Below are 26013 nucleotides of genomic sequence, written 5' to 3' on the forward strand. Positions count from 1 at the left end.
GGCGCGCCTACGGTACCCAGGGGATCTTAGGGTTTGCAGCCTGCATCACCGCCACCACGGGGTGAAACTCATGCTCATCGCATGATCGCATTTTGTGACGCCTGTCGGGGCGCGGCTGGTCTTCGCAAGTTGCATGCCGCCCTACCTGGCGTTTCGGCAGATCCAAGGCTCAACGCTGTTGTCCTCGGGTATCTCTCATCCTCACTTCACGTTCCAGGAGCCGGGCTCGCACGGTGTTTGCTTTCGTGTCCAGCTTGGTCGCGATCCGGGACAGTGACCATCCTGCTGCATAGAGTTGCACTGCGTCGTCAACTTGCTTCGCGGTCAGTCGGCTTCGGATTTGCACGCCGGTGCGGTGCAAGATGCCGCTCACGGTCTTTCGATTGATCTTGAATCGCTTGGCGAGGTCGTACACCATGTCGCCGGACTGGTAGGCCGTGGCAAGCTCGTCAACCTGCTGCTTGACCCGGCGGGGCTTACTTCGTTTGGGTGATTTTGTGGTGCGGGCGATCGTGTTGGGGAGTCGCCGGACAAGAGCTTCAAGCGTCCTGACCTGCACGCTTATGTTGTAGTGGCTTCCCCTCAGCTCCACTCGTTCGGAAGTGAGCCCTGTCCGCGGAAAGCGCGGACAGGGCTCACTTCGTTGTGTCCTTTGGGGGTCGGACCCCCAAACCCCCGCCAAGGGGCTCCGCCCCCTGGACCCCCGGCGTGGTTGCCTCTGTTCTCTGGCTGAAAGTTGGTCAGTGGCCGATCATCTCGTTCGTCCAGGTGGTTACCGCCGTGTGCAGTAGGGGGGCGTTGGGGGCGAAGTTGATTGAGTGGCCGTAGTCCGGCACCACGAATGTTCGTAGTCTTGCCTCGGGTGCGTAGGAGGCTGTTTCGGCCTGGCGCAGGGTTTCTGCCGTTGAGCAGTCTGTGGCCAGGGGGCCGCAGAACACGTTGTCCTTCTCTCCCATGGCCAGCAGTACCGGTGCGTTGATCCTTCTGCTGTAGGGGAGGACCAAGCCGATCAGGACTGCGTCGATGATCTCTCCGGGGGCTATCAGGTCCTTGGTTGCCTCGTCCGCGTCGATCGTCTGCTGATCGTACGGCCCCGGGCTGTGGAACGCGGCGTAGCGCATCCCCTGCAGCGTTGTCAGGTAGCCCGCGTCCAAGCCGACCACCTTGGACTCCTTCGGGTCCAGGGCCGCCGGGCTCAGTGCGGCCAGCGTCGGCATCACCGTCAACGGGGCGACGTGGTGGGTGAACCCCGTTACCACCACGCCGTCCACGTCGCGGAACGTCGCCGACTCGATGATCGCTGTTGCCGAGCCCAGTGAGTGTCCTACCAGGACGATCTTCTCGAACCTCGGCCCCACCGCGCCGGTGCGCATGGCCTGGATGGCGTGGTGCACCGCGTTCGCCTGGGCGGTCGCGGTCAGCAGCTCGCTCAGCGGCTTCGAACTGCGGCCCGAGCCGACCCGGTCCACCGCCAGCGTCGCGTAGCCGGCGTTGTTCACCGCCTTGCGGAACGATCGGGTGTCCGGCAGACCGGGCGGGTCGTAATACGCCGAGCTGTACGTCCCGCCGGGGACCAGCAGCTGCAGGGTTCGGCTGCCGCCCGGGGGGACGCACAGTCTTCCGTACATGGTCTGGTCCTTGAGCCCGAGCAGGGGCACGTCCACCAGTGACACGGGGATGTTCAGGTCCTGGCAGGCCGCCTCCGCGGCGGACGCGCGCGCTGGGGTGAGCACCGTGCCGGCGCACAGCAGGGACACGGCCGCGGTGGTGAGGCGGCGCACGAACGAACGCACAAGAATCTCCGTATTCCGTTGCAGGGCGGTCAATCCCTCGGGCGCACCGTCATCGGCAGGCCGCGGGGGCAGGCGATCGTGGTGTACCGCACCCGGACCGGGCCTGCCGGTTCCAGGCGCCACCGCGCGAAGATCGTGGCCAGGCCGATGACCACCTCGGCCCGGGCGAACAGGTGGCCGATGCACTGCCGGATCCCGTTGCCGAACGGGATGAACACCCCCGGCGGCAGCGAGCGCACCCGCTCGGTGGTCCAGCGGTCCGGGTCGAACACCTCCGGGTGGTCCCAGTAGCGCGGGTCGGTGTGCAGGGCGAGCGGGCTGAACACCACCTCGTCGCCGGGGCGCAGCCGGACCGGGCCGAGGTCGAGCTCCTGCTCGGTCCGGCGCATCAGGATCCACAGCGAGTACATCCGCAGCACCTCGCTGACCACCTGCCCGGTGTAGGCGAGTGCGGGCAGGTCGTCGAAGGTCACCGGGCGCCCGCCCAGCACCTCGTCCACCTCGGCCCGGACCCGTTCCGCCACGCCCGGGTGGTGCCCCAGCTCGTGGCAGGCCCAGGCCAGGATCAGCGCGGTGGTCTCGGTGCCCGCGGTGAGCAGGGTCATCACCTCGTCGTGCACCTGCTCCCGGGTCATCCGCTCCCCGGTCTCGGCGTCCCTGGCCAGCAGCAGCGTGGACAGCAGGTCACCGTGGTCGGTGTCGGCGTCGCGGCCCGCCATCAGCTCGTGCACCACGGCCGTCATCCGCGCGGTGGCCTGGTCGAAGCGGCGGTTGACCGGCAGCTTCTCCACCCAGCCCGGGGAGAGCACCCGGTACATGCCCAGCCGGATGACCAGCGGGATCGAGCGGCGGGCCTCGCGGATCGCCTCCTCGCCCAGCTCGGTGCCGAACAGCGCCTCGCCCACGTTGGTCATGGCCAGTGCCTGCATGTCCGCGTCGATCCGCCGCACCTCGCCCGGCCGCCAGGACTCCGGCCAGTGCGGTGGTCGCCCGGACCCAGATCTCGGCGTAGCGGCGCAGGTGCCGCTGGTCGAAGGCCGGCAGCATCAGCTTGCGCTGCCTGCGGTGGAACGGGCCGTCGGACAACGCGAGGCCGTTGCCCGCGTACGGGCGGAATTTGCGGAACATGATCCCGCTGCCGAAGCTTGATCCATTCGTCACCAGCACGCGGTGAACGAGTTCCGGATTGGTGAGGAAATACGTTTGAAGTGGTCCCATTGAAAGCTTGACCACATCGCCGTGTTCCCGCAGTCCCGCGGTGAACGGAACGGGACGGCGGACCAGCGCGAGTGTGTGTCCCAGCAAAGGCCATCGGCCGGGTGCCACCCGGACGGGCACGAGAACTCCTTGGTATAGGCAGGAATCAGGAAGGCCGTCACCCTACGGCCCATTCCGTCGGGCCGACAGCACCCGATTGGGTAAAGCTGAACCACGATTGACGGATTAGGCCACTATCGGTGGAGTGGGTATGCTGTGCCGGCTTCCGAACCCGATGAGGTGCGCAATGGTGGGTACGCGGGACTGGATCCCGGCCGGAGTGGACGTGACCTCACCGAACGTCGCCCGGATCTACGATTACTGGCTCGGTGGCAGCCACAACTTCGAGACCGACCGCAGCACCGCGGACCACCTCGAGCGGACGCTGCCCTGGATCCGGCATTCGGTGCGGCTGAACCGCGCCTTCCTCCGCCGCGCGGTGCGCTTCATGCTCGCGCAGGGCATCCGCCAGTTCCTCGACCTGGGCGCGGGCATCCCCACCGTGGGCAACGTGCACGAGATCGCCCAGCGGGAACTCCCCGAGGCCCGGGTGGTCTACGTCGATAAGGAGGCAGTGGCGGTCGCGCACAGCGAGCTGCTGCTGGCGGGCAACGACCGCACCGCGGTCCTGCACGCGGACGTGCGGGACGTCGCCGGGGTGCTGGGAAGCCCGGAGGTCCGGCGGCTGATCGACTTCTCCGAGCCGGTGGGCCTGCTGTGCATGCTGCTGCTGCACTGGATCCCCGACGAAGACGACCCGGCCGGACTGGTGCGCGCCTACCGGGAACCATTGGCCCCGGGCAGCCTGGTCGCCTTCACCCACGTCACGTCCGACGCGCACCAGGAGTCGTTCGCCGTGGCCAGCGACCAGATGGCGCAGCGGCGCGGCGAGGTGCCGCACACCCGGTCCCACGACGAGATCCTGGACCTGCTCGGCGACCTGGTGCTGGTCGAGCCGGGCCTGGTGGGCTGCGGCACCTGGCGGCCGGCCGGGCCGACCGACATCGCCGAGGATCCGGAGTGGAACCAGCTGATCTACGCGGGCGTGGCGCGGAAGCCCTGAGCCCGCGCATAGTTACTGATCGGTAACTTATCCTCGGTGTATCGAAAAGCGCATACGTGCCGGCAACGCCGGATTCCGTTGACTGGGCGGCATGAACGAACCGGCGCTCGGGATGACGGTCTATGGGTGCGCGCCTGATGAGGCCTTGCTGTTCCGGGAGCTGGCGCCTCGGTTCGGCGTGACGCCGGTCATCACGGACGCGCCCGTGTCCGAGGCCAACGTCGAGCTCGCCTCCGGCAGCCGGTGCGTCAGCGTCGGTCACAAGACCCCGCTCTCCAACAAGATTCTTCTCGCGCTCAGCCGGGTCGGCGTCTCCTATGTCTCCACCAGGAGCGTCGGCTTCGACCACATCGACGTCGGCTACGCCCAGAGTGTCGGCATTTCCGTCGGGAACGTGGCCTATTCGCCCGACAGCGTGGCCGACTACACGCTGATGCTGATGTTGATGCTCGTGCGGGACGCCAAGTCCGTGATCCGCCGGGCCGACGAGCACGACTACCGGCTGAACGACGTGCGGGGAAGGGAGCTGCGTGACCTGACCGTCGGCGTGGTCGGCACCGGGCGCATCGGCTCCGCGGTCGTGGACCGGCTGCGTGGCTTCGGCTCCCGCGTCGTCGCCCACGACAGCCGCCCCCGGGCCGGCATCGAGTACGTCGAGCTCGACGACCTGGTGCGGGTGAGCGACATCGTCACCCTCCACACGCCGCTCGACAGCGGAACGCACCACCTCCTGGACCGACGGCGGCTGGAGCTGATGAAGCCCGGCGCGTTCGTCGTCAACACCGGGCGGGGACCCCTGCTCGACACCGAGGCGCTCGTCGCGGCGCTGGAAAACGGCCGGCTGGGCGGGGCCGCGCTGGACGTCGTCGAAGGGGAAGAAGGCATCTTCTACGCCGACTGCCGGGACCGGCCGGTCGGGAGCGAACTGCTGGTGCAGCTGCAGAAGCTGCCGAACGTGCTCATCAGCCCGCACACCGCGTACTACACCGACCACGCGCTCAGCGACACCGTCGAAAACTCCATCACCAACTGCCTGGCATTCGAAAGCGGGGAACGGCATGGATAGGCTCAAGGTCGGGATCGTCTTCGGGGGCTGTTCCGAAGAACACCCGATCTCCGTCAAGTCCGCGCAGGAGGTCGCGCGGCACCTCGACACCGGGAAGTACGAAGCGTTCTGGATCGGGATCACGAAGAGCGGCGCCTGGAAACTCTGCGACGGCCCCGAAGGGGACTGGGAAGCCGGGCGGACGGTCGTGCTGTCGCCGGATCGGAGCGTGCCCGGCTTGCTGGTCCTCGAAGACGGCAAGTACGAGACGATCGGCCTGGACGTGGTGCTGCCCGTGCTGCACGGCAAACTCGGCGAAGACGGTGCTCTGCAGGGCATGCTGGAGCTGTCCGGAATCCCTTACGCCGGCTGTGACGTCCCGAGTTCCGCTCTGTGCATGGACAAATCCCTCGCCTACGTCGTCGTCGCGAGCGCGGGCATCGCCACACCGAACTTCCGGACCGTGCGGCCCGGCGACGAGGTCGACGGGCTGACCTTCCCCGTGTTCGTGAAGCCGGCCCGGTCCGGTTCGTCCTTCGGCGTGAGCAAGGTGTCGAACGAGGGAGAGCTGGCCGCCGCCATCGGGGCCGCCGCGCAGTACGACTCGAAGGTGCTGATCGAAGAAGCCGTCGCCGGCCGTGAAGTCGGGTGCGCCGTCCTGGGGAACGACCAGGAGCTGTTCGCCGGTGAGGTCGACCGGATCGCCCTCTCCCACGGCTTCTTCCGGATCCACCAGGAGGACGAGCCCGAAACCGGCTCCGAGAACTCGACACCCATCGTGCCCGCCGACATCCCGGCGGCCACCCGGGCGCGCGTCCAGGAGACGGCGAAGGCCATCTACCGCGCTCTCGGCTGCAAGGGGCTGGCCCGCGTCGACATGTTCCTCACCGAAGACGGCACCGTCGTCCTCAACGAGGTCAACACCCTGCCCGGCCTGACGTCCTACAGCCGCTACCCGAGGATGATGGCCGCCGCCGGCGTGCCGCTCCCCGCGCTGATCGACCGGCTCGTTTCGCTGGCCACGGCCCGATGAACGACGACTTCGCCTTCGTGGACGAGCTGGTGCCCGGCATCCGCTGGGACGCCAAGTACGCCACCTGGGACAACTTCACCGGCAAGCCCGTCGACGGCTACCTCGTCAACCGGATCGCCGGCACGCGCACCCTGTGCGCCGCACTGGGGGAGGCGCAGGAGAAGGCCGCGTCGCTCGGCTTCGGCCTTCTCCTGTGGGACGGCTACCGTCCGCAACGCGCCGTGGACTGCTTCCTGCGCTGGGTGGACCAGCCCGAAGACGGGCGGACGAAACTGTGGCACTACCCGAACCTCGACCGGGCCGGGATGTTCGCCAAGGGGTACGTCGCCGCCAAGTCCGGGCACAGCCGGGGCAGCACCGTCGACCTGACGCTCTACCACCTCGGCTCCGGGGAACTCGCGGCCATGGGCGGTGGCCACGACCTGATGGACCCGGTGTCGCACCACGGCGCGCGCGGGGTGCCGCCGGCCGAGACCGCGAACCGCGCCTGCCTCCGGTCCATCATGGAGGGGTGCGGGTTCGCCGCGTACGACCGCGAATGGTGGCACTACGGCCTGAAGGACGAGCCCTACCCGGACACGTACTTCGATTTCCCCGTCGCGTAGGCCGGCAGCCGGACGGTGACGCGGAGGCCGCCCTCCGGGCGCGGGGTCAGCGTGAGCGTCCCGTCGTGGGCCTGGGTGATGCTCTTGACGATGGCCAGGCCGAGGCCCACCCCGGCCTGGTCGCTGCGGATGCGCTCGGTCCCGCGCCGGAACGGTTCGGCGAGGGTCGCGACCAGGGCCGGTGCGAGGTGCTCGCCGGTGTTCTCGACGGTGAGCACCGCCGTCCCGGTCTCGGCGCGGGTCGTGACCTGCACCGCGCCCCGCTCGGGCAGGTTGTGGACGATCGCGTTGTGCACCAGGTTCGTCGTCAGCTGCAGCAGCAGCGCCGGCGAGCCGAACGCGGGCGCGGCGTCGCCGGACGTCTCGACCGTGACGCCGCGCTTTTCGGCCAGGGGCAGGAGCGTTTCGGCGGCTTCCTCGGCGACCAGGGACAGGTCGACGTCGTCGCGGGTGAACGCCCGCTGCTCGGCGCGGCTGAGCAGCAGCAGGGCTTCGGTGAGTTCGATCGCGCGGGTGTTGACCACGCGCAGGCGCTCGTCGAGTTCGTCCGTCGTGCGCTCGGGGTCGTTGCGGGCGACGTCGAGCAGGCTCTGCGTGATCGCCAGCGGGGTGCGCAGCTCGTGGGACGCGTTGGCGGCGAACCGGCGCTGCTCGGCGACGTGCGTCTCGAGCCGCGCGAGCATGGTGTCGAAGGCGTCGGCGAGCTCGCGGAACTCGTCGGCGCGGCCGGGCAGCCGGATGCGGTGCGACAGCGAGCCGTCCGCGGCGATGCGCGTGGCGTCGGTGATCCGGGTCAGCGGCGCGAGCATCCTGCCGGCCAGCACCCAGCCGCCGAGCAGGCCGAACACCAGCAGGAAGACGAGCACGACGGCCATGAACGGGACGAAGGCGCGCACCAGCCGCCCGCGGTTGATCCAGAAGTCGCCCTCGGTAGTGATCCAGCCGTTGGGCAGGAAGTACAGGTAGAAGGCCAGCACCGCGGCCATCAGCAGGAGGCCGGCGAGCATGACGAACCCGGCGTAGCTGAGGGTGAGCTTGAGCCGGGCGCTCAGTCCCGGCTCCCTAGCCACGGCCGTCGTCGCCGGTGTCGATGCGGTAGCCGACGCCGGGGACGGTCGCGATGATCCCCGGCTCGCCGAGGCGCTTGCGGAGCACGGAAACCGTGATGCGCACGGCGTTGGTGAACGGGTCCGCGTTCTCGTCCCACGCCCGCTCCAGCAGCTCTTCCGCGCTGATCACCCCGCCCTGCGCGGCGACGAGCACTTCAAGGACGGCGAACTGCTTGCGCGTCAGGGCCACGTACTTCCCGTCGCGGTAGACCTCGCGGCGGAACGGGTCCAGCCGCAGGCCGGCGATTTCGTGCACCGGCGGCCGGTTGTGCGCGCGCCGCCGGTCGAGGGCCCGCAGCCGGAGGACGAGCTCGCGCAGCTCGAACGGCTTGGTGAGGTAGTCGTCGGCGCCGAGACCGAAGCCGGTGGCCTTGTCGTCGAGCCGGTCGGCGGCGGTGAGCATGAGGATCGGCAGCCCGCTGCCGGAGGCGACGATATGCCGGGCGATCTCGTCACCGGACGGGCCGGGGATGTCGCGGTCCAGCACGGCGATGTCGTAGGTGTTGACGCTCAGCAGCTCCAGCGCGGTGTCGCCGTCGCCGGCGGTGTCCGCCGCGATGGCCTCCAGGCGGAGGCCATCGCGGATGGCGTCGGCCAGGTAGGGCTCGTCCTCGACGATCAACACACGCACCTTCCCGATGCTACGAGCGGCCGCATATCGGCCGCATATCGGAAAGCGCGTACGCGACGGCAACACCGCGCGGCCTTGACTGGCCGGCATGACCTCCAGCCAACGCACGTCGCTCGGCCGGGGACACGGCGCCGTCCCGGACGGCCTGCCGGTCTTCGACGACTCCCCGGCCGTCGCCAACCTCGATCCCGCCCTGCTCGACGCCCTCCGCCGGGCCGCGGCGGACGCCGCCGCCGACGGCGTCGTGTTAGTCGTCAACGGGGGCTGGCGGTCCTGGGCGTACCAGGAACAGCTCCGCCGCCAGGGGATCGCTCAGCACGGCTCGGAAGCGGCGGCGGCCCGCTGGGTGACGACGCCGGACCGCTCGGCGCACGTGCGGGGGCAGGCGGTCGACATCGGGCCGCCCGCCGCCCGGACGTGGCTCGCCGAGCACGGTGCCCGGTACGGGCTGTGCCGGATCTACCGCAACGAACCGTGGCACTTCGAACTGCGGCCCGAAGCCGTCGACCACGGGTGTCCGCCGATGTACGCCGATCCGTCGCAGGATCCGCGGATGCGGTGACCTGCGCGAAGTCCGCCGGTCGCCCATTCTGCGAGGGTGCGGGCCGGGCGGCTAAGCCGGCGTGCGGTAGCGGTGCAGCAGGCTGGTGAAGTGCCGCAGCTTCTCGACGGTGTCTTCGGAGACCGCGTCCGGGTGGAAGTGCATCACGCTGTTGCGGATCCGCCGGATCTCGTCCAGGCGGGCGATGAACGCCGGCCGGTCCAGTGGCCAGCCGATCCGGTCCCAGGCGTCCTTGTTCTCCAGGATCCGCTGGTAGTCGCCGAAGGCCAGGTGGTCGAAGCTGTCGATCGGCCTGCCGCACAGGGGCCGGACCGCCGGGAGGTCGAGCGTGCACCGGATGATCCAGCGCAGCGTCTGGTCCAGCTCGCCCAGCTGGAAGAACGGCGTGGCCATCTCGCCGTAGCGGCGGGCGACGTCCGCCGTCGTGACGATGCCTTCGACAGCCCGGCTTTCGTTGGTGACGAGCACGAACTCCCGCAGCTGCAGGGTGGGGAGGACGTCGAAGAGGTCACGGTCGTAGGCGACGACCTCGGCGTGGACGATCGCGTCGGCGAGCCCCGCCCCGGGCTTGTGGTGCACGGCCTGCGCGATCGAGCGCCACGTCACGGCTCCGCGGGGGTTGCGCGGGCCGCCGAGCACGGCCAGCTGTGAGAAGTCGTTGAGGAGCATCGTGGTGATCGCTTCCTCGATCGAGCTGTTGGGCCCGACGGACGCGAGGCCCTCGACCGGCTTCAGGTTGCCCACGGTCAGGCGGACGTCCAGGTCGCCACCACCTTCGTCGTCTTCGGTGGCCGGCAGGACGTCGGGCGCCGCCGGTTCCTCGGGCTCTTCCGGTGGCGTGGTCAGGGTGACGACGGTGTCGAGCGTGACCGCGCGGAAGCCCGGCGAGGTCACCAGCCCGTGGTTGGCCAGGCCCGCCTCGATCCGGCCGACCTGGTCGCCGCGGTCGGTCACGCCCCACAGCTTGAGGAGCTCGCGGACCGTGATGCGCTCGGGATCACCCTGGTCGGCGCGGGTGCGCGCCTGCCGCAGGCGCTCGTGGACGCGCTGGTCGCCGAGCTGACGGCCGGCCGTCGAGACCGTCCGGTCGAGGAACTCCTGGCGCACCGAATCCAGCAGGCGCTCCTCGGCCACCACCACCCAGGCCCGCCACCCGTCGACCGCGCGCATCCCGGCGGCCACCATTGCCGCGCGGGACGGCGAGCGGAACTCCTCGCCGTCGGGTTCGAGCCGGATCCGGCCCCGGTCGGTGACGGTCGCGTCGAAGGCCGCCCCGATGCGCTTGCGCTCGAACCGCAGCTTCGCCCCGGGCGCCAGCAGGCGCGCTTCCAGCAGGTCCGGCACCGTGACGCGGCGGCCGTCGATCAGGTACATCGACCGGCCGTCGCCGGTCACCACTTCCGCAGCCCGGCGAACTTGCGCCGGGCGCCGATGGCCTGCTTGAGGATCCGCCGTTTCAGTTCCTTCTGGCTCAGGCGGTCCACCCGGGTGAGCTGCAGCTCGGTGGCGACGGCGAGCAGGCTGTCGCGGTCGAGGCGCTGCGCTTCGAGGTAGACCGCGCCTTCCTCTTCGGTGTCGGTTTCCCGCAGGTGGACGGCGATGGCGGCCGCGTCGACGCCCGGTCGCGCGGTCACCGCCTGAGGAGTGGGGACCGGCCGCGGAGCCGGGGCCGCCGGTGCGGTGACGACCGGCCGCAGGGCGGCGGGTGCGGGCGGCGGCTCGACCGGGGGTGCGGCGGCGCGGTGGCCGAGGAGCCGGTCGATGAGTTCGGCCTTGAGGAGTTTGCTGTACCCGCGCAATCCGCGTTTCTTGGCCAGCGCCTTCAGTTCTTCCACCTTCAGTTTCGACAGATCCTCGGGAAGCCCGGTCACCGTCAGCTGGGCCGAGCCGTCGAGGAGTGCCTCCAGCGTGGCCTCGTCCTGCTGCGCCAGGAACTCGTACACCCGTTCCTGCAGGGCGGCGAGCCGCTTCAGGCCGTTCACCGGCGGTCTCCGGAAAGCGAAAGGGCGCCGAGGACCTCGTCGGTGAACCCGTCGAACTCCTGCACGACCTCGTCGCGGCCGGTGGCGCGCAGCATGGCCGGCACACCGCTCTCGCCGGCGTCCCCGAAGTGGTTGGTGTTGTTGCGGATGTAGCTCTTCAGCACCGGAACCTTGGAGTTCGCCTGCACTTCGTCGGCGTAGCGCTGTTGGGCGGCTATCAACCGCTTGGCGTAGACCTGCGCCATGGTGAACACCACGCCGAGGAAGCCGGGCTCGATCGGTTCGTGGTCCCGGCTGCCGCCCTTGTGGTGGACGAAGTCGTTGAACTGCTCGACGAGGCCGGTGCAGTTGCCCACCAGGTAGTCCAGGCCGAGGGTGGACAGGTAGTCAGCCTTCGCCGGGACGAGGATCCGCTCGCTCGCCACGATCGCCGTCTTGGTGACCAGGCCGAAGTTCGGGGCGCAGTCGATGAGGACCAGGTCGTAGCCGGCGAAGGAGCTGTCCGCCAGCGCCTGCCGCAGGCAGCCGTGCAGGTCCAGGAACCGCCGCTTCGACCCGTCGAGGGTGGTCGTCCCGCCGAGCAGCGCGGCGAGTTCGAGGTCGATGTCGATCAGGCCGAGGTGGGAGGAGATCAGGTCGAGCCGTCCGCCGGTGCCGTCCAGGACGTTGTTCACCCGTTCCGGCGATACGACGAGGTCCGCCAGCGGCAGGTCGCGGCCGGGCATCTCGGCGCCGTACCACTGCTTGATCGTGCGGGTGTCCGCCAGCCGCTCGTGCCAGTCGTCGATCGAGAAGAACGAAAACGTCAGGTTGGTCTGCGGGTCGAGGTCGATGAGCAGGACCCGCAGGCCGCGGCTCGCGGCGACCGCGCCGAGGTTCGCGGTCAGCGTCGTCTTGCCCACTCCGCCCTTGTAGTTCATGACCGCCACGACCCGCATGCGCACTCCCCGGTGGTCTCGTCCCTGGGGCCCGTTTGTAGTACGCGGTCGAGCCGACCGGCGGGAATCGTCGGCAACTGTCCGGGAACTGTCCACGATGTGGCCAGAGCGGCTAGCGGGGCACCACCGTCATCGGCAGGCGGTCGGGGTAGGCGGCCGAGGTGAACTTCACCCGGACCGGCTTGCCCGCCACCGGGAGCAGCCGCCAGCGGGCGGCCACCGTGGCGAGCGTGATGACGATTTCGTTCTGGGCGAAGCGGTTTCCGATGCACTGGCGGGTGCCCGCCCCGAACGGCACGAACGCCCCCTTCGGGATCTCGGCCGCCCGCTCCGGTGCCCAGCGGTCCGGGTCGAAGCGGTCCGGGTCGCGGAACGAGGCCGGGTCGTGGTGGAGCGTGTGCGGGCTGACGATCACCTCCGCGCCTTCCGGCAGCCGGACGCCGCCGAGGTCGACTTCGGTCAGGGTGCGGCGCATCAGCATCCAGAGCGGGTACTGCCGCAGCACTTCGTCGACCACCTGCCGGACGTAGGTCAGCCGGGGCAGGTCCTCGACGGTGACCGGGTGTTCGCCGAGCACCTCGTCGAGTTCGGCGTGCACCTTCGCCTCGACGTCCGGGTTCCGGCCGAGCTCGTGGAACGTCCAGGCCAGTGCCAGCGCCGTCGTCTCGATGCCCGCGGTGAGCAGGGTGAGCACCTCGTCCCGCGCCTGCTCGTCGGTCATCCCGGCCAGCAGCAACGTCGAAAGCAGGTCGCCGCGGTCGGTGCCGTCGCGCCGCCAGTCGCGGATCACCTCGAGCACGATGGCCTGCATCCGGCCGATCGCTTCGTCGAACCGGCGGTTGCCGGGCACCGGGAGCTTTTCGACGAACTTCGGCGACAACGCGCGAATCATTCCCTGCTGGATGATCACGTAAATCGACCGGCGCGCTTCGGCGATCGCCGCTTTACCCAGTTCGGTCGAAAACAGGGCCTCGCCGACGATCGTCACCGCCAGGCTCTGCATGTCGTCGTCGATCGGGCGCACTTCACCGGCATGCCACGAGCCACTCAGTTCCGCGGCCGCGCGCCGCATGATCTCCGCGTAGGCGGCCAGCCGTTCGCGGTGGAACGCCGGTTGCATCAGCCGTCGCTGCCGGAGGTGGAAGTCCCCGTTCGAAAGCACCAAGCCATTTCCGACGAACGGCCGAAACTTGTCGAACATGGCGCCCTTGCGGAACTTCGGGCCCTCGTTGACCAGCACTTCGTGCGCCAATCGCGGGCTGGTGACGAAGTAGACGGGCGCCGGGCCGAGAAGGAGTTTGACGATCTCGCCGTGCTCCGGCAATGTGTCGGTGAATGCGAAGCGTTGCCTCAGGAGTACCGGAGTGTGCCCGAGAAAAGGCCACCGGCGCGGAGCCACCGGAACGCTCATGCATACTCCTCGTTACGCCATTGTCTGGATTTTCCAAGGAGACGGCTCACGCTAGGCTCGTCCGGTCGAACGGGACAGTGCCCGATCGGGTGGTCCGGGCTCACGCGGATGGCGCAGTAGCCGAAGCGCGAGGAATCGCTAAGCTCTTTCGGTCCGATCAGACTGAGAAGGTGTTCTCCGTGACCCGATCAACGGAATGGTATCCGCCGGATGCCGATTTCTCCGTACCCGGCATCGTGCGGGCCGGCCACGAGATCTGATGCGGACGTCCTCCATGCCGATGATCGCACCCCAGCCGGACGAGCCCGCCGCTCCCGATGCGAGCCGCGAACGGACCCGGCTCGCCCGCAAGTGGGCGTACCTGCTCAGCGGCGTGACGGTCGTTTCGCTGAGCCGGGAGGAACTCGAAGCGGAGCTCGGCGAGCTGGTGGACACGCTCTGCGGCGCGCTGCACCGCGCGACACCGGACGTGACCCCGGCGGAGCGGGTCGGCGCCCGGCTGGTCGCGCTGGGCTACGTCGGCGAACCCGGGCTGCGGTGCACGCTCGAGGTGCTCGGTAAGGGCCTGCCTGCGCTGCCCGAACTGGCGGGCGCCGACGGCGCCGCCGACCGGATCGTGGCCGCGCTCGGCGCGCTCGCCTGCGGCTTCCTGCTCGCGCACGAGCGCAGCGTCCTCGACCAGCAGGAGATCATGCACCTGTCGCTGATCAAGGCGGTGCGGGACGCCCAGTGGAACCTGCGGCAGAGCGAGGCGCGCTTCGAAGAGGTGGTGACGTCGTCGGCGAGCGGCATCGCCGTCGTCGCGCTGGACGGCCGGATCGTGCGGGCCAATGCGGCGCTGGCCGAGATGCTCGGGCACCCGGCGGGCGAGCTGGCCGGCTCGGTGCTCTACGACGTCGTCCACCCCGAGTCCGTCGAGGTCCTCCGCGACGCGATGCTGGCCCTGCTGGACGGCGGCAAGGAGCGGATCCGGCAGTCGGAACGGCTGCTGCGCAAGGACGGCGACGTCGTCCGCATCTCGCTCACCGCGTCGCTGCTGCGCGACGCCGAAAACCAGCCGTCCCACTTCGTCGTGGTGATCGAGGACGGCACCGAGCTGATGCTGCTGCAGGGCGAGCTGAGCCGCCAGGCCCTGCACGACGTCCTCACCGGGCTGCCGAACCGCCAGTACTTCGGCACCCACCTGGAAGCGGCGCTGCGGCGGGCCGACCCGACGTACGGCGTCACGCTGTTCCACGTCGACCTCGACGCGTTCGGCATGGTCTGCAACAGCCTCGGCCGCCGCGTCGGCGAGCAGCTGCTGGTGCACTTCGCGCAGCGGCTCAAGGCGGTGATGTCCCGGGAGAACGCGATGATCGCGCGGTTCCACAGCGACGAGTTCGGCATCCTGGTGGAGAACACCGAGTCGACGCCGGACATCGCCACCATCGTGCGGGCGATCAACGACGAGCTCGCCGAGCCGTTCTTCGTCGACGGCCACGGGCTCGCGCTGTCGGCCAGCGCCGGGGTGGTGCACCGGCCGGCGAAAGGCATCGACCCGCTGGAACTGCTGCGCCAGGCCGACCAGACGCTGCGGCGCGCCAAGGAGCGGCGGCGCGGCCAGTGGAAGATGTTCGACCGCGAGGCCGACGCCCACGACCGGCGGACGCAGGCGGTGGCCGTCGGCATGGCCGGCGCCTGGGAACACGGCGAGATCGGCGTGCGCTACCGGCCGGTGGCGCGGCTGGCCGACGGCGAGGTCGCCGGCATCGAAGCCCGCCTGCACTGGGACCGCCCGGACGACACCGCGCTTTCGCACGAGTGCTGCGTGGAACTCGCCGAGTCGACCGGGCTGATGCTGCCGCTCGGCGACTGGCTGCTGCGGGCCGCGAGCCGCCAGGGCGAGTGGTGGCGCCAGCGCGCGGGGTTCGGCCTGCCGATGGTCGCCGGCCTGACCGGGCACCAGATGTCGGACGACGCACTCGGCACGCGCGTGACGCGGCTGCTGCGGGACACCGGCCTGCCGCCCGAGCAGCTGATGCTCGGCGTCCCGGCCGGCGCGCTCCCGGTGTCCGGGGTGATCGAGAACGTCACCGCGCTGGCCGACCTCGGCGTGCACGTCATGCTCGACGAGTTCGGGCTGGGACCGGACGACCTGCGCGCGATCGAGAACCTGCCGGTCGACATCGTGCGCGTCGACCGGCGGCTCGCGGAGTGGCAGGCGTGGTCGGACTCGACGTTCCTCAGCGCGCTGGTGCCGCTGGTCCGGCAGGTCGGCGCGACGCTCGTGGTCGACGGGATCCACACCGAGGACCAGGCGAGCTGGTGGCGCACGGCCGGCGCGGAACTGGCGACCGGCGACTACTTCGGCGTGGCCAGGCCGCCTGCCGAGCTCGCCGGGCAGTTCGCCCGCGCCTGAGCCGGCTGCCACCGGGTCAGGCCGACGGCGACCAGCACGACCGCCATCCCGCCGACGACCCGGAGGGTCAGCGGCTCGCCGAGGACGAGGGCGCCGAGCGCGACCGAGACCACCGGCAGGAGGTAGCCGACCGTCGCCGCGGCGGTCGGGCCTTCGTCGGAGAGGATCCGGTAGTTCAGGTAGAACGTGATGCCGGTCCCGAAGACGCCGAGGACCGTCACCGCGACGACGGCGGTGAGCGTCAGGTGCGGCGCGGCGGAGGCGACCGGCAGCGCGAGCGCGGTCAGCCCGGTGGCGGTCAGCAGCTGCGCGGCCGAGAGCGCGAGCGGAGCGCCGTCCGGTGGCAGTTTCCGTGCCATGTAGGCGAAGGCGATCGCGTAGCTGAGGCCGGCGCCGAGCAGGGCCAGCGCGCCGGTGCTCAGCAGGCCCGACTGCTGCCACGGCGCGAAGATCACCAGGATGCCGGCGAAGCCGAGGACCAGCCCGAGCAGCCGCGCGGGGTTGAGCCGCCGTTCGGTCCCGAGCGCGACACCGATCAGCAGCGACCACAGCGGGGTGGTGGCGTTCATGACGCCGGCGACCCCGGAGTCGACGGTGCGCTCCCCGATGCCGAACAGCGCGAAGGGCAGGGCGTTGCAGAAGAACGCGGCGACGACCAGCCGCGCCCAGGTCCGGCCGTCCCGCGGCAGCCGCTGCCGGGCGGCGATCGCCAGGCCCAGCAGCGTCAGCGCGCCGAGGGCGCACCGGACGAGGGTGAGGTGGACGGGGCTCAGCCCGGTCAGGGCCAGCTTGATCCAGAGGAAGCCCGAGCCCCACAGCAGGGCCAGGACCACTATCCGCGCCGAGGCGCCCCGTCCACCGTTCATGCGATCAACGGTGCCGAAGAGGATCCGTCAGGACAAGCGAAGAGTTCTGGACGGAGCTTTAAGGGTTTCTACACTTTGACCGGGCCAGAGCCGGTCGCCGCACAGTGCCAGCGCGGCGGGCAGCAGGACGCCGCGGACGATCGTCGCGTCGAGCAGGATCGCGAACGCCATGCCGAGGCCGAGCATCTTGTACTCGATCGCGGCCAGGCTGAGGAAGACGCTGAACACCCCGGTCATGATCAGCGCGGCGCTCGTCACCACCCCGGAACTGCTCGCGGTGCCTTCGACGATCGCCTGCCGGACGGGCACGCCCGGCCGACGCCGTTCGCGGATCCGGCTGAGGATGAAGACGTGGTAGTCGGTGCTCAGCCCGAACAGCAGCACGAAGAGGAACACCGGCAGCCAGCCGAGCACCCCGCCGTAGGGCGTGAAACCCAGGAGTGGCGCGAGGAAGCCACCCTGGAACACCAGGGTGAGCACGCCGTAGGCCGCGCCCGCCGACAGCGCGTTGAGCAGGATCGACACCACCGGCACCACGACCGACCGGAACACCACGAGCAGCAGCGCGAACGCGAGCAGCAGGATGAACCCGAAGGTGTACGGCGCCCGGGCGAGCACCTGCGCGGTGAAGTCGTGCGCTTCGGCGGTGCGGCCCGCCACCGCGTAACCGACGCCGTCGATCCGCCCGACCGTCTGCGGCAGCAGGGTTTCCCGCAACGTCGTGAGCGTGCGGCTCGCCGCTTCGTCGTTCCCCGTGCCACCGAGCGGGATCCGGACGACGAGCACCTGGTCCACCGGCACGACGACGGACGGCCGCGGCAGTTCCGCGGTGAGTTCGCCGATCGCCCGGCGCAGCGCGGGGGTGTCGACCGGGCCGCCGCGGGTGTTCCAGAGGACGACGTGCGCGGGCATGGTGACGCCGGGAAACGCTTCCTGGATGCGCACGGCCGCGTCGATCACCGGGATGCTGCGCGGCAGGCTCTCGGCCGGCGCCGGGTCCTGCAACCGCATTCCCAGTGCGGGCAAGGCGAGCAGCACGAGCAGTGCGGTGGCGAGCCCGCTCCAGACCGCGGGCCGCCGGGTGACGACGGTCGCCACACCCGCCCAGAAGGCCGAGCGGGTCCGGCGCCGGCCGAGCCACGGGATCCGGCCGCGGTCGACGCGTGAGCCGAGCAGGGAAAGCGTCGCCGGCAGGACGGTCACCGCGGCGAGCACGGCCAGGCCGACGACCAGGACCGTGCCCACGGTCAGGCCGCGCAGGTTGTCAAGCCCGGTGAACAGCAGGCCGGTCACGCACAGCACGACGGTCAGTCCCGACACGACGATCACGTGCCCCGACGTCCGCGCCGCGATCCGGATCGACTCCTCGACGCCGTGCGCGCGTTCCTCCCGGACCCGGCGCAGGAAGAACAGCGAGTAGTCGACGCCGACCGCCATCCCGATCAGCAGCGTGATCGCGGAAGTCGCGCTGTTGACCGGGATCCAGTTGTCCATAACGGACAACAAGCCGAAGGTGGCGAGCACCGCGGTGCCCGCGAGCAGGACCGGGACCGCGGCCGCGACCAGCGAGCCGAACACCACCAGCAGGATCAGCACGGTGATCGGCAGCGAGCGGGCTTCCGACCGCCCGATGTCCTCCTTGATGCTCTTGTCGACCGCGCCGGACACGGTGAGATCGCCGGCCTGGGCCACCCGGACGTCCGGGTGCCGGGCGGCGACCGTGTCGACCGCCGCGGTCGCCTTCGCCAGGCCGGCCCGGATTTCGGTGCCACTGCCGGTGATCCGGAAGGTGACCAGTTCCGACCGGCCGTCGGCGGAGACCCCGGAGCGGGTGTCCGCGACCGCGCCCGACGTCGTCAGGGTCGTCACGAGGTCGGCGGTGACCGCCGGGGACCGCGGCTGGACGAGGACGTTCTCGAAGAAGGGTTCGCGGGTGGCCTGGTGGTCGAGGACGGCTTGGCCGGTGCCGGCGTCGCCGGGCGGGCTCGACCGCGCGTCGGTGCCGGGGACGAACGTGCCGAGGGCCCAGGCCAGTGCGACGAGCGCGAGCCAGCCGAGGATCGCGGCGGCGCGGTGCCGCAGCGACCAGTTTGTGACGGTTTCGACCACCGGCCGTTTTGCGGGCAGCATGAACTAAGGTCCTTCCGTGAAGGAGTGATCCGATGAGAGCTCGCCCTCGGGCGAGTGGGTGCTTCTTCTTCCTGGGCCGCCGAGTTGCCGCTCGGCGGTCCAGGGCCTTCAGCCGGTCAGTCGACCTCCTTGAGCACGTGTTCGATGGACCGCAGGCGGTCCTGGACGTCCTTGAGCTGCCGTTCGGTTTCTTCCTGCGTCCGGACGGCTTTCTCGGCCAGGCTCCGGTATTCGCTCTCGCGGGCGAGCGCGGCTTTGGCCCGCCAGGTCGCGGCCAGCTGCACGATCGCGATCGACAGCACGACGGTGATCAGGACGAAGACCCCGGTCACGCCGATGATTTCCTGCCACTGGTGCCAGTTCACGTCCGTCCCTCCTCGCCGTCCCCCTGGACGGACTCCGGTGTGGTCAGCGTCGGCGCGGCCGCCGCGATCGCCTCCGGCGTCAGCACGACGGAGAACGGGGTGAGCTCGTAGAACCGCAGCGTCTTGCCGTCCTCGCCGGTCTCGAAGCCAGCGCTGACCAGGCCGGCGGCTTCGAGCTTGCGCAGGTGGACCTGCAGCAGCGCGCGGCTGATCCGCAGTTCGCGGGCCAGCTTGCTGACGTAGGTGCGTTCGGCGTGCAGGGCCGCGACGATCCGCAGCCGGTGCGGGTTGGCGAGCGCGCCCAGCTGCCGCAGGAGCTCGTCACCCGGCGTCCACATGCCAACAAAAGTTAGCAGGTGCCAGGAGGGTGCGCCATCAGGATGATCCCCGAGATCACATCGGGTGTTCCAGCCACACGTTCGGCTCGACGTAGGTCGCCACGTCGTAGGTGGTCGAGGCGTGGACCGGGGCGATGCCGCCCGGGATGAGGTTCTCGCCGTCCTCGAGCTTCACGCCCGTCCACTCGTGCCAGTCCGCCAGTGAGCCCGACAGCGTCACCGCGAACGGGCACACCTTCACCACCCGGGCGCCGAGCCGCTCGTGGGTGCGCAGCCAGCGGTCGGCGAGCAGGCCGTCCGGACGGCGGCGGGCCGCGTACTCCGGCATCGGGACGGTCGGCTCGGCCTCCTTGCCGATCGGGCGGACCGAGACGATCAGCTTGCTCAGCCCCGATTCCGCCGCCACGGCCTTGAGCGCCTTCAGCATCGGGGCCGCCAGGCCGGTGCCCCGCAGGTGCGGGGCGATCACGACTTCCAGCGCGCACAACGCGTTCGGCGCGCGGCCGTCCATGACGTCCTGGGCCGCCCACTCGATCGCCTGGTCCCAGCCGTGGTCCGGGAGCTCCGTGCGGTCCGGCGCCGGGTACGCCAGCGGGACCGACAGCGCGCGGGCCATCGGGGTGCCGTCGTCGGCCAAGGCGATCAGGAAGTAGCGCGCCCAGTGGCGCAGGAAGCGCTCGCCGGTGATCATCCGGCCGCTCGCGCCCTGGTAGATGAACTGGCCGCCGACGTCACCGAGGCCCAACGCGGCGTCGAGGAGGTCGGGGCGGCCGGCAAGATCGACAACGCGCATGCGCTCATACAAGCGGAAGTGATCGCCGCCGCGATAGCGGCAACCGGGGGACTCAGCGCAGGGCTTTGCGGCGCCGCGTCAGCGCGGCCGGGTCGAGGTTGGCCCGGGTGCCGGCGTCGTGGCCGTCGAGGTAGCCGCTGCCCGACAGGCGCCGGGGTGCGGCCGCGCGCAGGTCGCCGTACTCGGCGTCGAACGCGTGCTGGACCATCTGCGCGCGGTCGCGGACCACCAGCTCCGCCGAGCGCGCGCCCGGCACCGCCGTGCGGACGGCTTCCTCCTCGGCGTGGGAAAGCCGTTCGTGCACCGCGCGCGCGAAGCCGTGCAGCCACGTGCGCCGGTACGCGGCCAGTGACTCGCCGGGGAAGAACCCGCCCGGCCGGACGCGGGTCAGCTGCGTGCCCGCCTGCAGCAGCAGGCTGGTGAACAGCAGCTCCACCCGGCCGAGGTCGGAGCGGAACCCGAACACCGTGACGCTCTCGACCTTCTGGCCGAGGCGGTGCAGCAGCGTCCGGCAGCGCAGCGGGTACGCGACCGAGGTGAGCAGGCTCGCCTTGTCGCGGCTGTACGGGTCGTTCATCGGGATCGTCAGCGTGCCGATCTCGTCGGAACTGGCGCCCGACGCGGCGAGCATCGCCTGGTCGATCCCGTAGCGCGCGACCAGCTCGGCGGCCTTCTGGTTGTACGCCTCGGCTTCCGCCTCGGTGACCGCCGGGTCTTCCGCCTTCGCCAGCAGCTTGCGGATGCGCTCGAGCTGCGGGTCTGACTCGGTCATGCCGGAGAGGGTATTCGATCAGGTGTTCGGGCGTGCGGACCGGGTCGGCGTGTCGAGGTAGGCGTCGAGCGTGACGGCCAGCGCGGCTTCGGGGGACGGCGCGAAGCTGGCGTCCGCCAGGCCGCCCCACAGCCACAGCTGGGCGAGCCCGTGCAGGGCCGCCCACAGCGACGCGGCCACCAGCCGCAGGTCGGCACCGGACCGCGCGACCGGGGTCGGCACCGCCGCCACCAGCACGGCGAAGGTGTCGAAGACCGCGCTCGCCGCCGCCGAGAGTTCCGGGTCGTCCGGGTCGATCAGGTCGCGGCGGAACATCAGCTCGAACATCGCCGGGTTGGTGAGTGCGAAGTCGAGGTAGCTGTGGCAGGCCGCGGTGAGCCGTTCCCGCGGCGAGGTCTCCGGCAGCGTCTCCCGGCGGGCGAGCAGCTCGGCGTACCCGCGGGTCGCGACGGCGGACAGCAGCTCGGCGCGGCCCGAGAAGTGCCGCAGGGGTGCGCCGTGGGAAACCCCGGCCGCCTTGGCGATCCCGCGCAGGGTGACCGCGCCGACGCCTTCCTCGGCGAGCAGTTCCGTCGCCGTCGCGATCAGGCGTTGCCGGGTGCCCATGCCTCGTCCAAAGCCATCGGGAGCAGGTCGGGGCGCTTCGGGAGGAAGCCGTCGCCGGGCTGGCGGCCGATCAGCCGGTTGCGCGTGCGCGTCACGGCGACCGGCAGCACCTCCCGGACCAGCCACTGCAGGTCGGCGCGCCGGCTGCCGGGCGCCGCGGTGCCCGGGAGGGGCGCGAGCCAGGCGGGGTCGTGGTCCAGGCCGAGCCGGGCCAGGACGTACGCGGCGAGCCGGCGGTGGCCGTGGGCGGACAGGTGCAGGCGGTCGGCGCCGAAGTACCGCGAATCGGTGACGGCCTGGTCCGGCCACAGGTCGATCAGCAGGGCCCCGTAGCTGACGGCGGCCTCGCGGATGGCGTCGTTGAGCGCGACGATCCGCGGCCGCATCCGGTGGCCGAGCGGCATCCGGCGGGAGACGTCGCTGAGCGTGAAGGTGACGACGACGGGCGCGATGTCCGTGCAGGCCCGGACGGCGGCATCGACCCGCCGGGCGACGGTGCGCGCGTCCCAGCCCCGGCTCATCACGTCGTTGCCACCGCCGAAGAGGGCGACCAGATCGGGTTCGAGACGCGCGGCGGCCGGGAGCTGCTCGGGCACGATCTGGTCGAGCCGCCGCCCGCGGACGGCGAGGTTGGCGTAGCGGAACCCGGGCTCGTCCTCGGCCAGCCGCGCGGCGACGAAGTCGGCCCAGCCGCGGTAGTGGCGCCGGTCGGGGTACGGGTCGTCGAGTCCTTCGGCGCAGCTGTCGCCGACGACGACGAAACGGTGGTAGCTCATCCCGATCTCCGTAACCCGTGGTTCACCTTGTGGACACTGTCTATCAAACTTCTGTAGACGGTGTCTACTTCGGGTTCACCCGAGCCAGGGGCGCAGCTTCTCGGGGTTCCGCACCGCCCAGATCCGGGTGATGCGGCCGTCCTCGACGTCGAAGGAGTAGACGGCCGCGAGTTCGCTCCCGCGCCGGAGCAGCAGGCCGGGCTCGCCGTTGACCGTCCGCTCCACGAGGGTCAGCACGCCGGAGGCCGCGAGGTCGGCGACGTACCGCGCGACCGGCTCGCCGCCTTCGATCGGCAGCAGCGCGGCGCGGACCACGCCGCCGCCGTCCGCGGTCAGGGTCGCGCCGGGGTCGAGGAGGCCGACCAGCGCTTCGATGTCGCCCGCTTCCCACGCTTCCTTGAAGTCCCTGATCAGGCCCGCCCGGCCGCGAGCCGGGGCGCCCGGCGAGCCGGCGCGGACGCGGCGGCGGGCCGCGGAGGCCAGTTCCCGGCTCGCCGCCGGTGTCCGGCCGGTGATCTCGGCGACCTCGGCGAACGAGTACCCGAAGACGTCGTGCAGCACGAGGGCCACGCGCTGGGCCGGTGTCATCGCTTCCAGCGCGACGAGGAACGCCATGCTCACCGACTCGTCCAGGGTGATCCGGTCGGCCGGGTCGGGCTGGTCGGGCAGTGGCTCGGGCAGCCACTCGCCCACGTACCGCTCGCGCCGGACCCGGGCCGAGCCGAGGACGTCCAGGCAGATCCGGCCGGCCACCGTGGTGAGCCACGCGCCCGGCGAGGAGATCGCGTCCTGTTGCGCCGGGGTCAGGGCGTACCAGCGGGCGTAGGTCTCCTGAACGGCGTCCTCGGCTTCGGTCAGGGAGCCGAGCAAGCGGTAGGCGAGGTTGACCAGGTGCCGTCGCTCGGCGACGACGATTTCCGATGGCGTTGTCATGTCTCCTCCGACGATCCAGCCTGCCCGACCGTCAGGACCTGACATTCGGGCGTCCCGTTTCGTCGTACCGGTCGGAACCAACCGAACAGGGGAGAAACGATGACCAAGATCGGGATCGTGCTCGGCAGCACCCGTCCGGGCCGCATCGGGGACCAGGTCGCCCAGTGGGTGCACGAGCGGGCCGCGCGCCGGGAAGACGCCGAGTTCACCGTGATCGACCTGCGGGACCACCCGCTGCCGCACCTCGAGGACCCTCCGGGCTTCTCGGGGCAGTACGACGACCCGCGCACCCGGGCCTTCGCCGCCGTCGTCGCGTCCTGCGACGGGTTCGTGTTCGTCACCCCCGAGTACAACCACTCCCTCCCCGGGGTGCTGAAGAACGCCCTCGACCACGTCTACGTCGAGTGGAACACCAAGGCGGCCGGGTTCGTCTCCTACGGCGGGGTCGGCGGCGCCCGGGCGGTCGAGCAGCTGCGGCTGGTCTGCGGGGCCCTGCAGCTGGCCGACGTGACCCCGCAGGTCACGCTGCCGCTGGCGACCGAATTCGACCTCGGCACCGTCTTCGCGCCCGGCGAGCACCAGTTCGCCGCGCTGGACACGCTGCTCGGCCACGTCGTCGCCTGGAGTGCCGCGCTGGCGCCGCTGCGGGCCGGGGGTGCCGAGGCCGCGGTCCGGGGCAGGCTCGACGCGGTCGTGGAAGCGCTGCGGGCCAAGGATCTCGAGGCCCTGCGGCGGATCTACGCACCGGACGTCGTGTCCTTCGACGTCGAACCGCCGCTGCAGCACGTCGGGACCGACGCCAAGCTGAAGAACTGGGCGAAGGTGTTCACCATCTTCGAAAAGGTGGACTACGAGCTGCGCGGCCTGACCATCACCGCGAGCGGCGACCTCGCCGTCGGGCACGGCTTCGGCCGGGTCAGCGGGACGCTGAAGAACGGCGTGGTGACCGACGGCATGTGGGTCCGGGCCACCTTCGTCTTCCGGAAGACCGGCGACGGCTGGGTGATCGTGCACGACCAGGCGTCGGTGCCGTTCGACGTGGCGAGCGGCCGGGGCGTGGCCGACCTCGAGCCGTGACGGCTCAGGCGAGCCGCCTGCGGTGGGCGGCCACGGCGGCCCGCCGCGGGTCGGCCGGCGGGAGCGTCCGCAGCAGCGCGTCGAGCACCGCGAAGTCGTCGGCACCGCAGGCCGTTTCCCAGAACGACCACAGCACCGCCGGGTCGCCGCTGTTCAACGCCACCTGACGCACCTGGGCGGTCAGCGTCTCCCGCTCCTCGCGGATCGCCGGCGCTTCCGACTCCGGCAGCAGGGGCCCGCGGAAGACGCGCAGCGCGTCGGCCGGGGCACCGGAGCGGACCGCCGTGCGGGCGCGGAGGAAGTCGGCGTCGACGTCCGCGGCCAGGCGGTACGGGCGCGTCTGCACCACCGACGCGCCCAGCTGCGAGCGCAGCCGGTGGATCTCCGCGCGGACCGTCACCGGGTTGCCGGTCTCGCCGTAGAGCTGCAGGGCCAGCCGTTCCGCCGAGAGGCCGTTCGGGTGCAGGGCCAGCAGGGTCAGGATCTCCGCGTGCCGCAACGTCAACGGCACTTCGCGACCGTCCACAGTGGTCGTGTGGGCGCCGTCGGACAGGAACTGCAGGTGCAGCCGGGCCCGGTGGGTGCCTGACGGGGACGCCAGGCGGAGCAGGTAGCCCTCGGACAGCGGTTCCACCGTGGCGAGGCGGCCGTCGGGCAGGGCGACCGTCCCGCCGCCGCGACGGACGTCCACGGTGGACGGCAGGGTGCACGCCTCCGCCGCGAGCACCCGCCCGGCCGCCGAAAGCAGCGCGCCCGGGCGGCCGCGCAGGGCCGCCAGGTGCGGCATGTTCACCCGCCGCAGCCGTTCGTCGCGGACCGCCAGCTGGGCGCGCAGCTGGCCTTCCGCGAGCTGCGCGGTCGCCGTGACCAGGGAAAGCACGGCCGGGTGGACCGTGCGCAGCGGCCCGCTGACGTCGATCGAGCCGAGCAGCACGCCGGTCTCGGGGTCACGCACCGGCGCCGCCGCGCACGTCCACGTGTGGTAGCGCCGGACCAGGTGCTCGGCCGAGTAGATCTGCACCGGCTCGCCGGTGGCCAGTGCCGTGCCCATGGCGTTCGTGCCGATCGCGGTTTCACTCCACTGGGTGCCTTCGGTGAGGCCGACGCGGTCCCCGCGCACGAGCTGGCCCGCCGCGCCCTCGCGCCAGAGGATCAGGCCGTCGGCGTCGGTGACGATCATCAGGTGCTCGGCGTCGTCGGCGATGCTCACCAGCATCTGCCGCAGCACCGGCAGCACGGGCGCCAGCGGATGGGCCTCGCGCAGCGCGGCCAGGGCGGCGGTGTCGTGGACGAACGGGGCCTCGCCCTCGTCCGGGTCCACCCGGGCGGCCAGTGACCGGTTCCACGAGTCGGAGACCACGGAGCGTGGCGACCGCGGGCCCGGCACGCCGGCCAGCACCGCCTCGCGGACGTGCCGCAGGAGCCGCGCGTACGACTCCGGGTCGCGCAGCAGCTCGGGTTCCGGCGACTCTGCCACGTCTGCCAGCGTAGGTACCGGCCGCACCGTGGTGCAACGCGCGTGCAACGTCG

Annotated in this window: 26 protein-coding genes and 1 pseudogene; 7 read left to right on the plus strand and 20 right to left on the minus strand. The window is 71.0% G+C overall.

Features of this window, described 5'->3' with window-relative positions; all coding sequences use genetic code 11:
* Window positions 1–169 precede the first annotated feature (169 nt).
* The 4 genes and pseudogenes from HUT10_RS32955 to HUT10_RS52290 form a co-directional block, all read right to left on the minus strand.
* Window positions 170–559 carry a helix-turn-helix domain containing protein gene (locus tag HUT10_RS32955; RefSeq protein WP_254897118.1) on the minus strand — a complete coding sequence of 130 codons (390 nt, stop codon included), beginning with the start codon at window positions 557–559 and terminating at the stop codon, window positions 170–172.
* Between the two features lie 181 nt (window positions 560–740).
* On the minus strand, window positions 741–1793 hold the full coding sequence (locus HUT10_RS32960; RefSeq protein WP_254897119.1) for an alpha/beta hydrolase: 1053 nt from the start codon (window positions 1791–1793) through the stop codon (window positions 741–743).
* A gap of 29 nt (window positions 1794–1822) precedes the next feature.
* Window positions 1823–2707: a cytochrome P450 gene (locus tag HUT10_RS32965; protein ID WP_368660794.1), complete on the minus strand. Its 885-nt coding sequence runs from the start codon at window positions 2705–2707 to the stop codon at window positions 1823–1825.
* A gap of 118 nt (window positions 2708–2825) precedes the next feature.
* Window positions 2826–3131 (minus strand): annotated as a pseudogene (locus HUT10_RS52290) (cytochrome P450); the annotation flags it as partial.
* Window positions 3132–3297: 166 nt separating this feature from the next.
* Here HUT10_RS52290 and HUT10_RS32970 point away from each other — a divergent pair.
* From HUT10_RS32970 to vanX, 4 genes are all read left to right on the plus strand, one after another.
* A complete protein-coding gene (locus tag HUT10_RS32970; protein WP_176174754.1) occupies window positions 3298–4113 on the plus strand; it encodes an SAM-dependent methyltransferase in 816 nt (271 codons plus the stop codon).
* 91 nt (window positions 4114–4204) lie between these two features.
* The gene (locus tag HUT10_RS32975) at window positions 4205–5179 is read left to right on the plus strand and encodes a D-isomer specific 2-hydroxyacid dehydrogenase family protein (protein ID WP_254897120.1); all 975 of its coding nucleotides are present in this window, start codon (window positions 4205–4207) and stop codon (window positions 5177–5179) included.
* Window positions 5172–6191 (plus strand): D-alanine--(R)-lactate ligase, encoded by a 1020-nt coding sequence (gene vanA, locus HUT10_RS32980; protein ID WP_176174755.1) that lies wholly within the window; start codon window positions 5172–5174, stop codon window positions 6189–6191. The genes HUT10_RS32975 and vanA overlap by 8 nt, the downstream gene beginning before the upstream one ends.
* Entirely contained in the window at window positions 6188–6796 is a 609-nt protein-coding gene (vanX, locus tag HUT10_RS32985) for a D-Ala-D-Ala dipeptidase VanX (protein ID WP_176174756.1), read from the plus strand. Before vanA ends, vanX begins: the two co-directional genes overlap by 4 nt.
* On the opposite strand, the gene HUT10_RS32990 is transcribed toward vanX, so the two are convergent.
* Window positions 6760–7866, minus strand: a complete 1107-nt coding sequence (locus tag HUT10_RS32990) for a HAMP domain-containing sensor histidine kinase (protein WP_217709658.1) — start codon at window positions 7864–7866, stop codon at window positions 6760–6762. The two genes, vanX and HUT10_RS32990, sit on opposite strands and share 37 nt — an antisense overlap.
* Entirely contained in the window at window positions 7859–8536 is a 678-nt protein-coding gene (locus HUT10_RS32995; RefSeq protein ID WP_176174757.1) for a response regulator transcription factor, read from the minus strand. The genes HUT10_RS32990 and HUT10_RS32995 overlap by 8 nt, the downstream gene beginning before the upstream one ends.
* An 88-nt stretch (window positions 8537–8624) precedes the next feature.
* Between HUT10_RS32995 and HUT10_RS33000 the strand changes: the two genes are divergently transcribed.
* Window positions 8625–9098 (plus strand): D-alanyl-D-alanine carboxypeptidase family protein, encoded by a 474-nt coding sequence (locus tag HUT10_RS33000; protein WP_176174758.1) that lies wholly within the window; start codon window positions 8625–8627, stop codon window positions 9096–9098.
* A 51-nt stretch (window positions 9099–9149) separates the two neighbouring features.
* Here HUT10_RS33000 and HUT10_RS33005 read toward each other — a convergent pair whose 3' ends face one another.
* The 4 genes from HUT10_RS33005 to HUT10_RS33020 form a co-directional block, all read right to left on the minus strand.
* On the minus strand, window positions 9150–10496 hold the full coding sequence (locus tag HUT10_RS33005) for a CBS domain-containing protein (RefSeq protein WP_254897121.1): 1347 nt from the start codon (window positions 10494–10496) through the stop codon (window positions 9150–9152).
* Window positions 10490–11080 carry a Rho termination factor N-terminal domain-containing protein gene (locus HUT10_RS33010; protein WP_176174759.1) on the minus strand — a complete coding sequence of 197 codons (591 nt, stop codon included), beginning with the start codon at window positions 11078–11080 and terminating at the stop codon, window positions 10490–10492. Before HUT10_RS33010 ends, HUT10_RS33005 begins: the two co-directional genes overlap by 7 nt.
* Window positions 11077–12018, minus strand: coding sequence for a ParA family protein (locus HUT10_RS33015; protein WP_176174760.1), 942 nt, complete (start codon window positions 12016–12018; stop codon window positions 11077–11079). The genes HUT10_RS33010 and HUT10_RS33015 overlap by 4 nt, the downstream gene beginning before the upstream one ends.
* A 112-nt stretch (window positions 12019–12130) precedes the next feature.
* The gene (locus HUT10_RS33020) at window positions 12131–13429 is read right to left on the minus strand and encodes a cytochrome P450 (protein WP_176174761.1); all 1299 of its coding nucleotides are present in this window, start codon (window positions 13427–13429) and stop codon (window positions 12131–12133) included.
* Between the two features lie 259 nt (window positions 13430–13688).
* On the opposite strand from HUT10_RS33020, the gene HUT10_RS33025 reads away from it, so the two are divergent.
* The gene (locus HUT10_RS33025) at window positions 13689–15827 is read left to right on the plus strand and encodes a bifunctional diguanylate cyclase/phosphodiesterase (protein ID WP_176174762.1); all 2139 of its coding nucleotides are present in this window, start codon (window positions 13689–13691) and stop codon (window positions 15825–15827) included.
* Here the strand turns inward: HUT10_RS33025 and HUT10_RS33030 are convergent.
* The 9 genes from HUT10_RS33030 to sigJ all read right to left on the minus strand — a co-directional run bounded on the left by HUT10_RS33030 (window position 15770) and on the right by sigJ (window position 23406).
* A complete protein-coding gene (locus tag HUT10_RS33030; RefSeq protein ID WP_176174763.1) occupies window positions 15770–16693 on the minus strand; it encodes a DMT family transporter in 924 nt (307 codons plus the stop codon). The two genes, HUT10_RS33025 and HUT10_RS33030, sit on opposite strands and share 58 nt — an antisense overlap.
* A gap of 27 nt (window positions 16694–16720) precedes the next feature.
* On the minus strand, window positions 16721–18823 hold the full coding sequence (locus HUT10_RS33035) for an MMPL family transporter (protein WP_254897122.1): 2103 nt from the start codon (window positions 18821–18823) through the stop codon (window positions 16721–16723).
* Between the two features lie 116 nt (window positions 18824–18939).
* A complete protein-coding gene (locus HUT10_RS33040) occupies window positions 18940–19188 on the minus strand; it encodes a hypothetical protein (RefSeq protein ID WP_176174764.1) in 249 nt (82 codons plus the stop codon).
* Window positions 19185–19526: a winged helix-turn-helix domain-containing protein gene (locus HUT10_RS33045; RefSeq protein ID WP_176174765.1), complete on the minus strand. Its 342-nt coding sequence runs from the start codon at window positions 19524–19526 to the stop codon at window positions 19185–19187. The genes HUT10_RS33040 and HUT10_RS33045 overlap by 4 nt, the downstream gene beginning before the upstream one ends.
* A 55-nt stretch (window positions 19527–19581) precedes the next feature.
* Window positions 19582–20319: a Long-chain-fatty-acid--CoA ligase gene (locus HUT10_RS33050; RefSeq protein ID WP_176174766.1), complete on the minus strand. Its 738-nt coding sequence runs from the start codon at window positions 20317–20319 to the stop codon at window positions 19582–19584.
* A 52-nt stretch (window positions 20320–20371) separates the two neighbouring features.
* A complete protein-coding gene (locus HUT10_RS33055) occupies window positions 20372–21091 on the minus strand; it encodes a DUF2786 domain-containing protein (protein WP_176174767.1) in 720 nt (239 codons plus the stop codon).
* 18 nt (window positions 21092–21109) lie between these two features.
* Complete coding sequence (locus tag HUT10_RS33060) at window positions 21110–21697, minus strand: TetR/AcrR family transcriptional regulator (RefSeq protein ID WP_176174768.1); 588 nt, start codon at window positions 21695–21697, stop codon at window positions 21110–21112.
* Window positions 21676–22473: an SGNH/GDSL hydrolase family protein gene (locus tag HUT10_RS33065; protein ID WP_176174769.1), complete on the minus strand. Its 798-nt coding sequence runs from the start codon at window positions 22471–22473 to the stop codon at window positions 21676–21678. Before HUT10_RS33065 ends, HUT10_RS33060 begins: the two co-directional genes overlap by 22 nt.
* Before the next feature lie 75 nt (window positions 22474–22548).
* Window positions 22549–23406, minus strand: coding sequence for an RNA polymerase sigma factor SigJ (gene sigJ / locus HUT10_RS33070; RefSeq protein ID WP_176174770.1), 858 nt, complete (start codon window positions 23404–23406; stop codon window positions 22549–22551).
* A gap of 99 nt (window positions 23407–23505) precedes the next feature.
* Between sigJ and HUT10_RS33075 the strand changes: the two genes are divergently transcribed.
* Window positions 23506–24483, plus strand: coding sequence for an NAD(P)H-dependent oxidoreductase (locus tag HUT10_RS33075; RefSeq protein ID WP_176174771.1), 978 nt, complete (start codon window positions 23506–23508; stop codon window positions 24481–24483).
* A 4-nt stretch (window positions 24484–24487) separates the two neighbouring features.
* On the opposite strand, the gene HUT10_RS33080 is transcribed toward HUT10_RS33075, so the two are convergent.
* Window positions 24488–25960, minus strand: a complete 1473-nt coding sequence (locus HUT10_RS33080; protein WP_254897123.1) for a helix-turn-helix domain-containing protein — start codon at window positions 25958–25960, stop codon at window positions 24488–24490.
* Between the last annotated feature and the right edge of the window lie 53 nt (window positions 25961–26013).

This window comes from Amycolatopsis sp. Hca4, assembly GCF_013364075.1.
Classification (GTDB): Bacteria; Actinomycetota; Actinomycetes; order Mycobacteriales; family Pseudonocardiaceae; genus Amycolatopsis.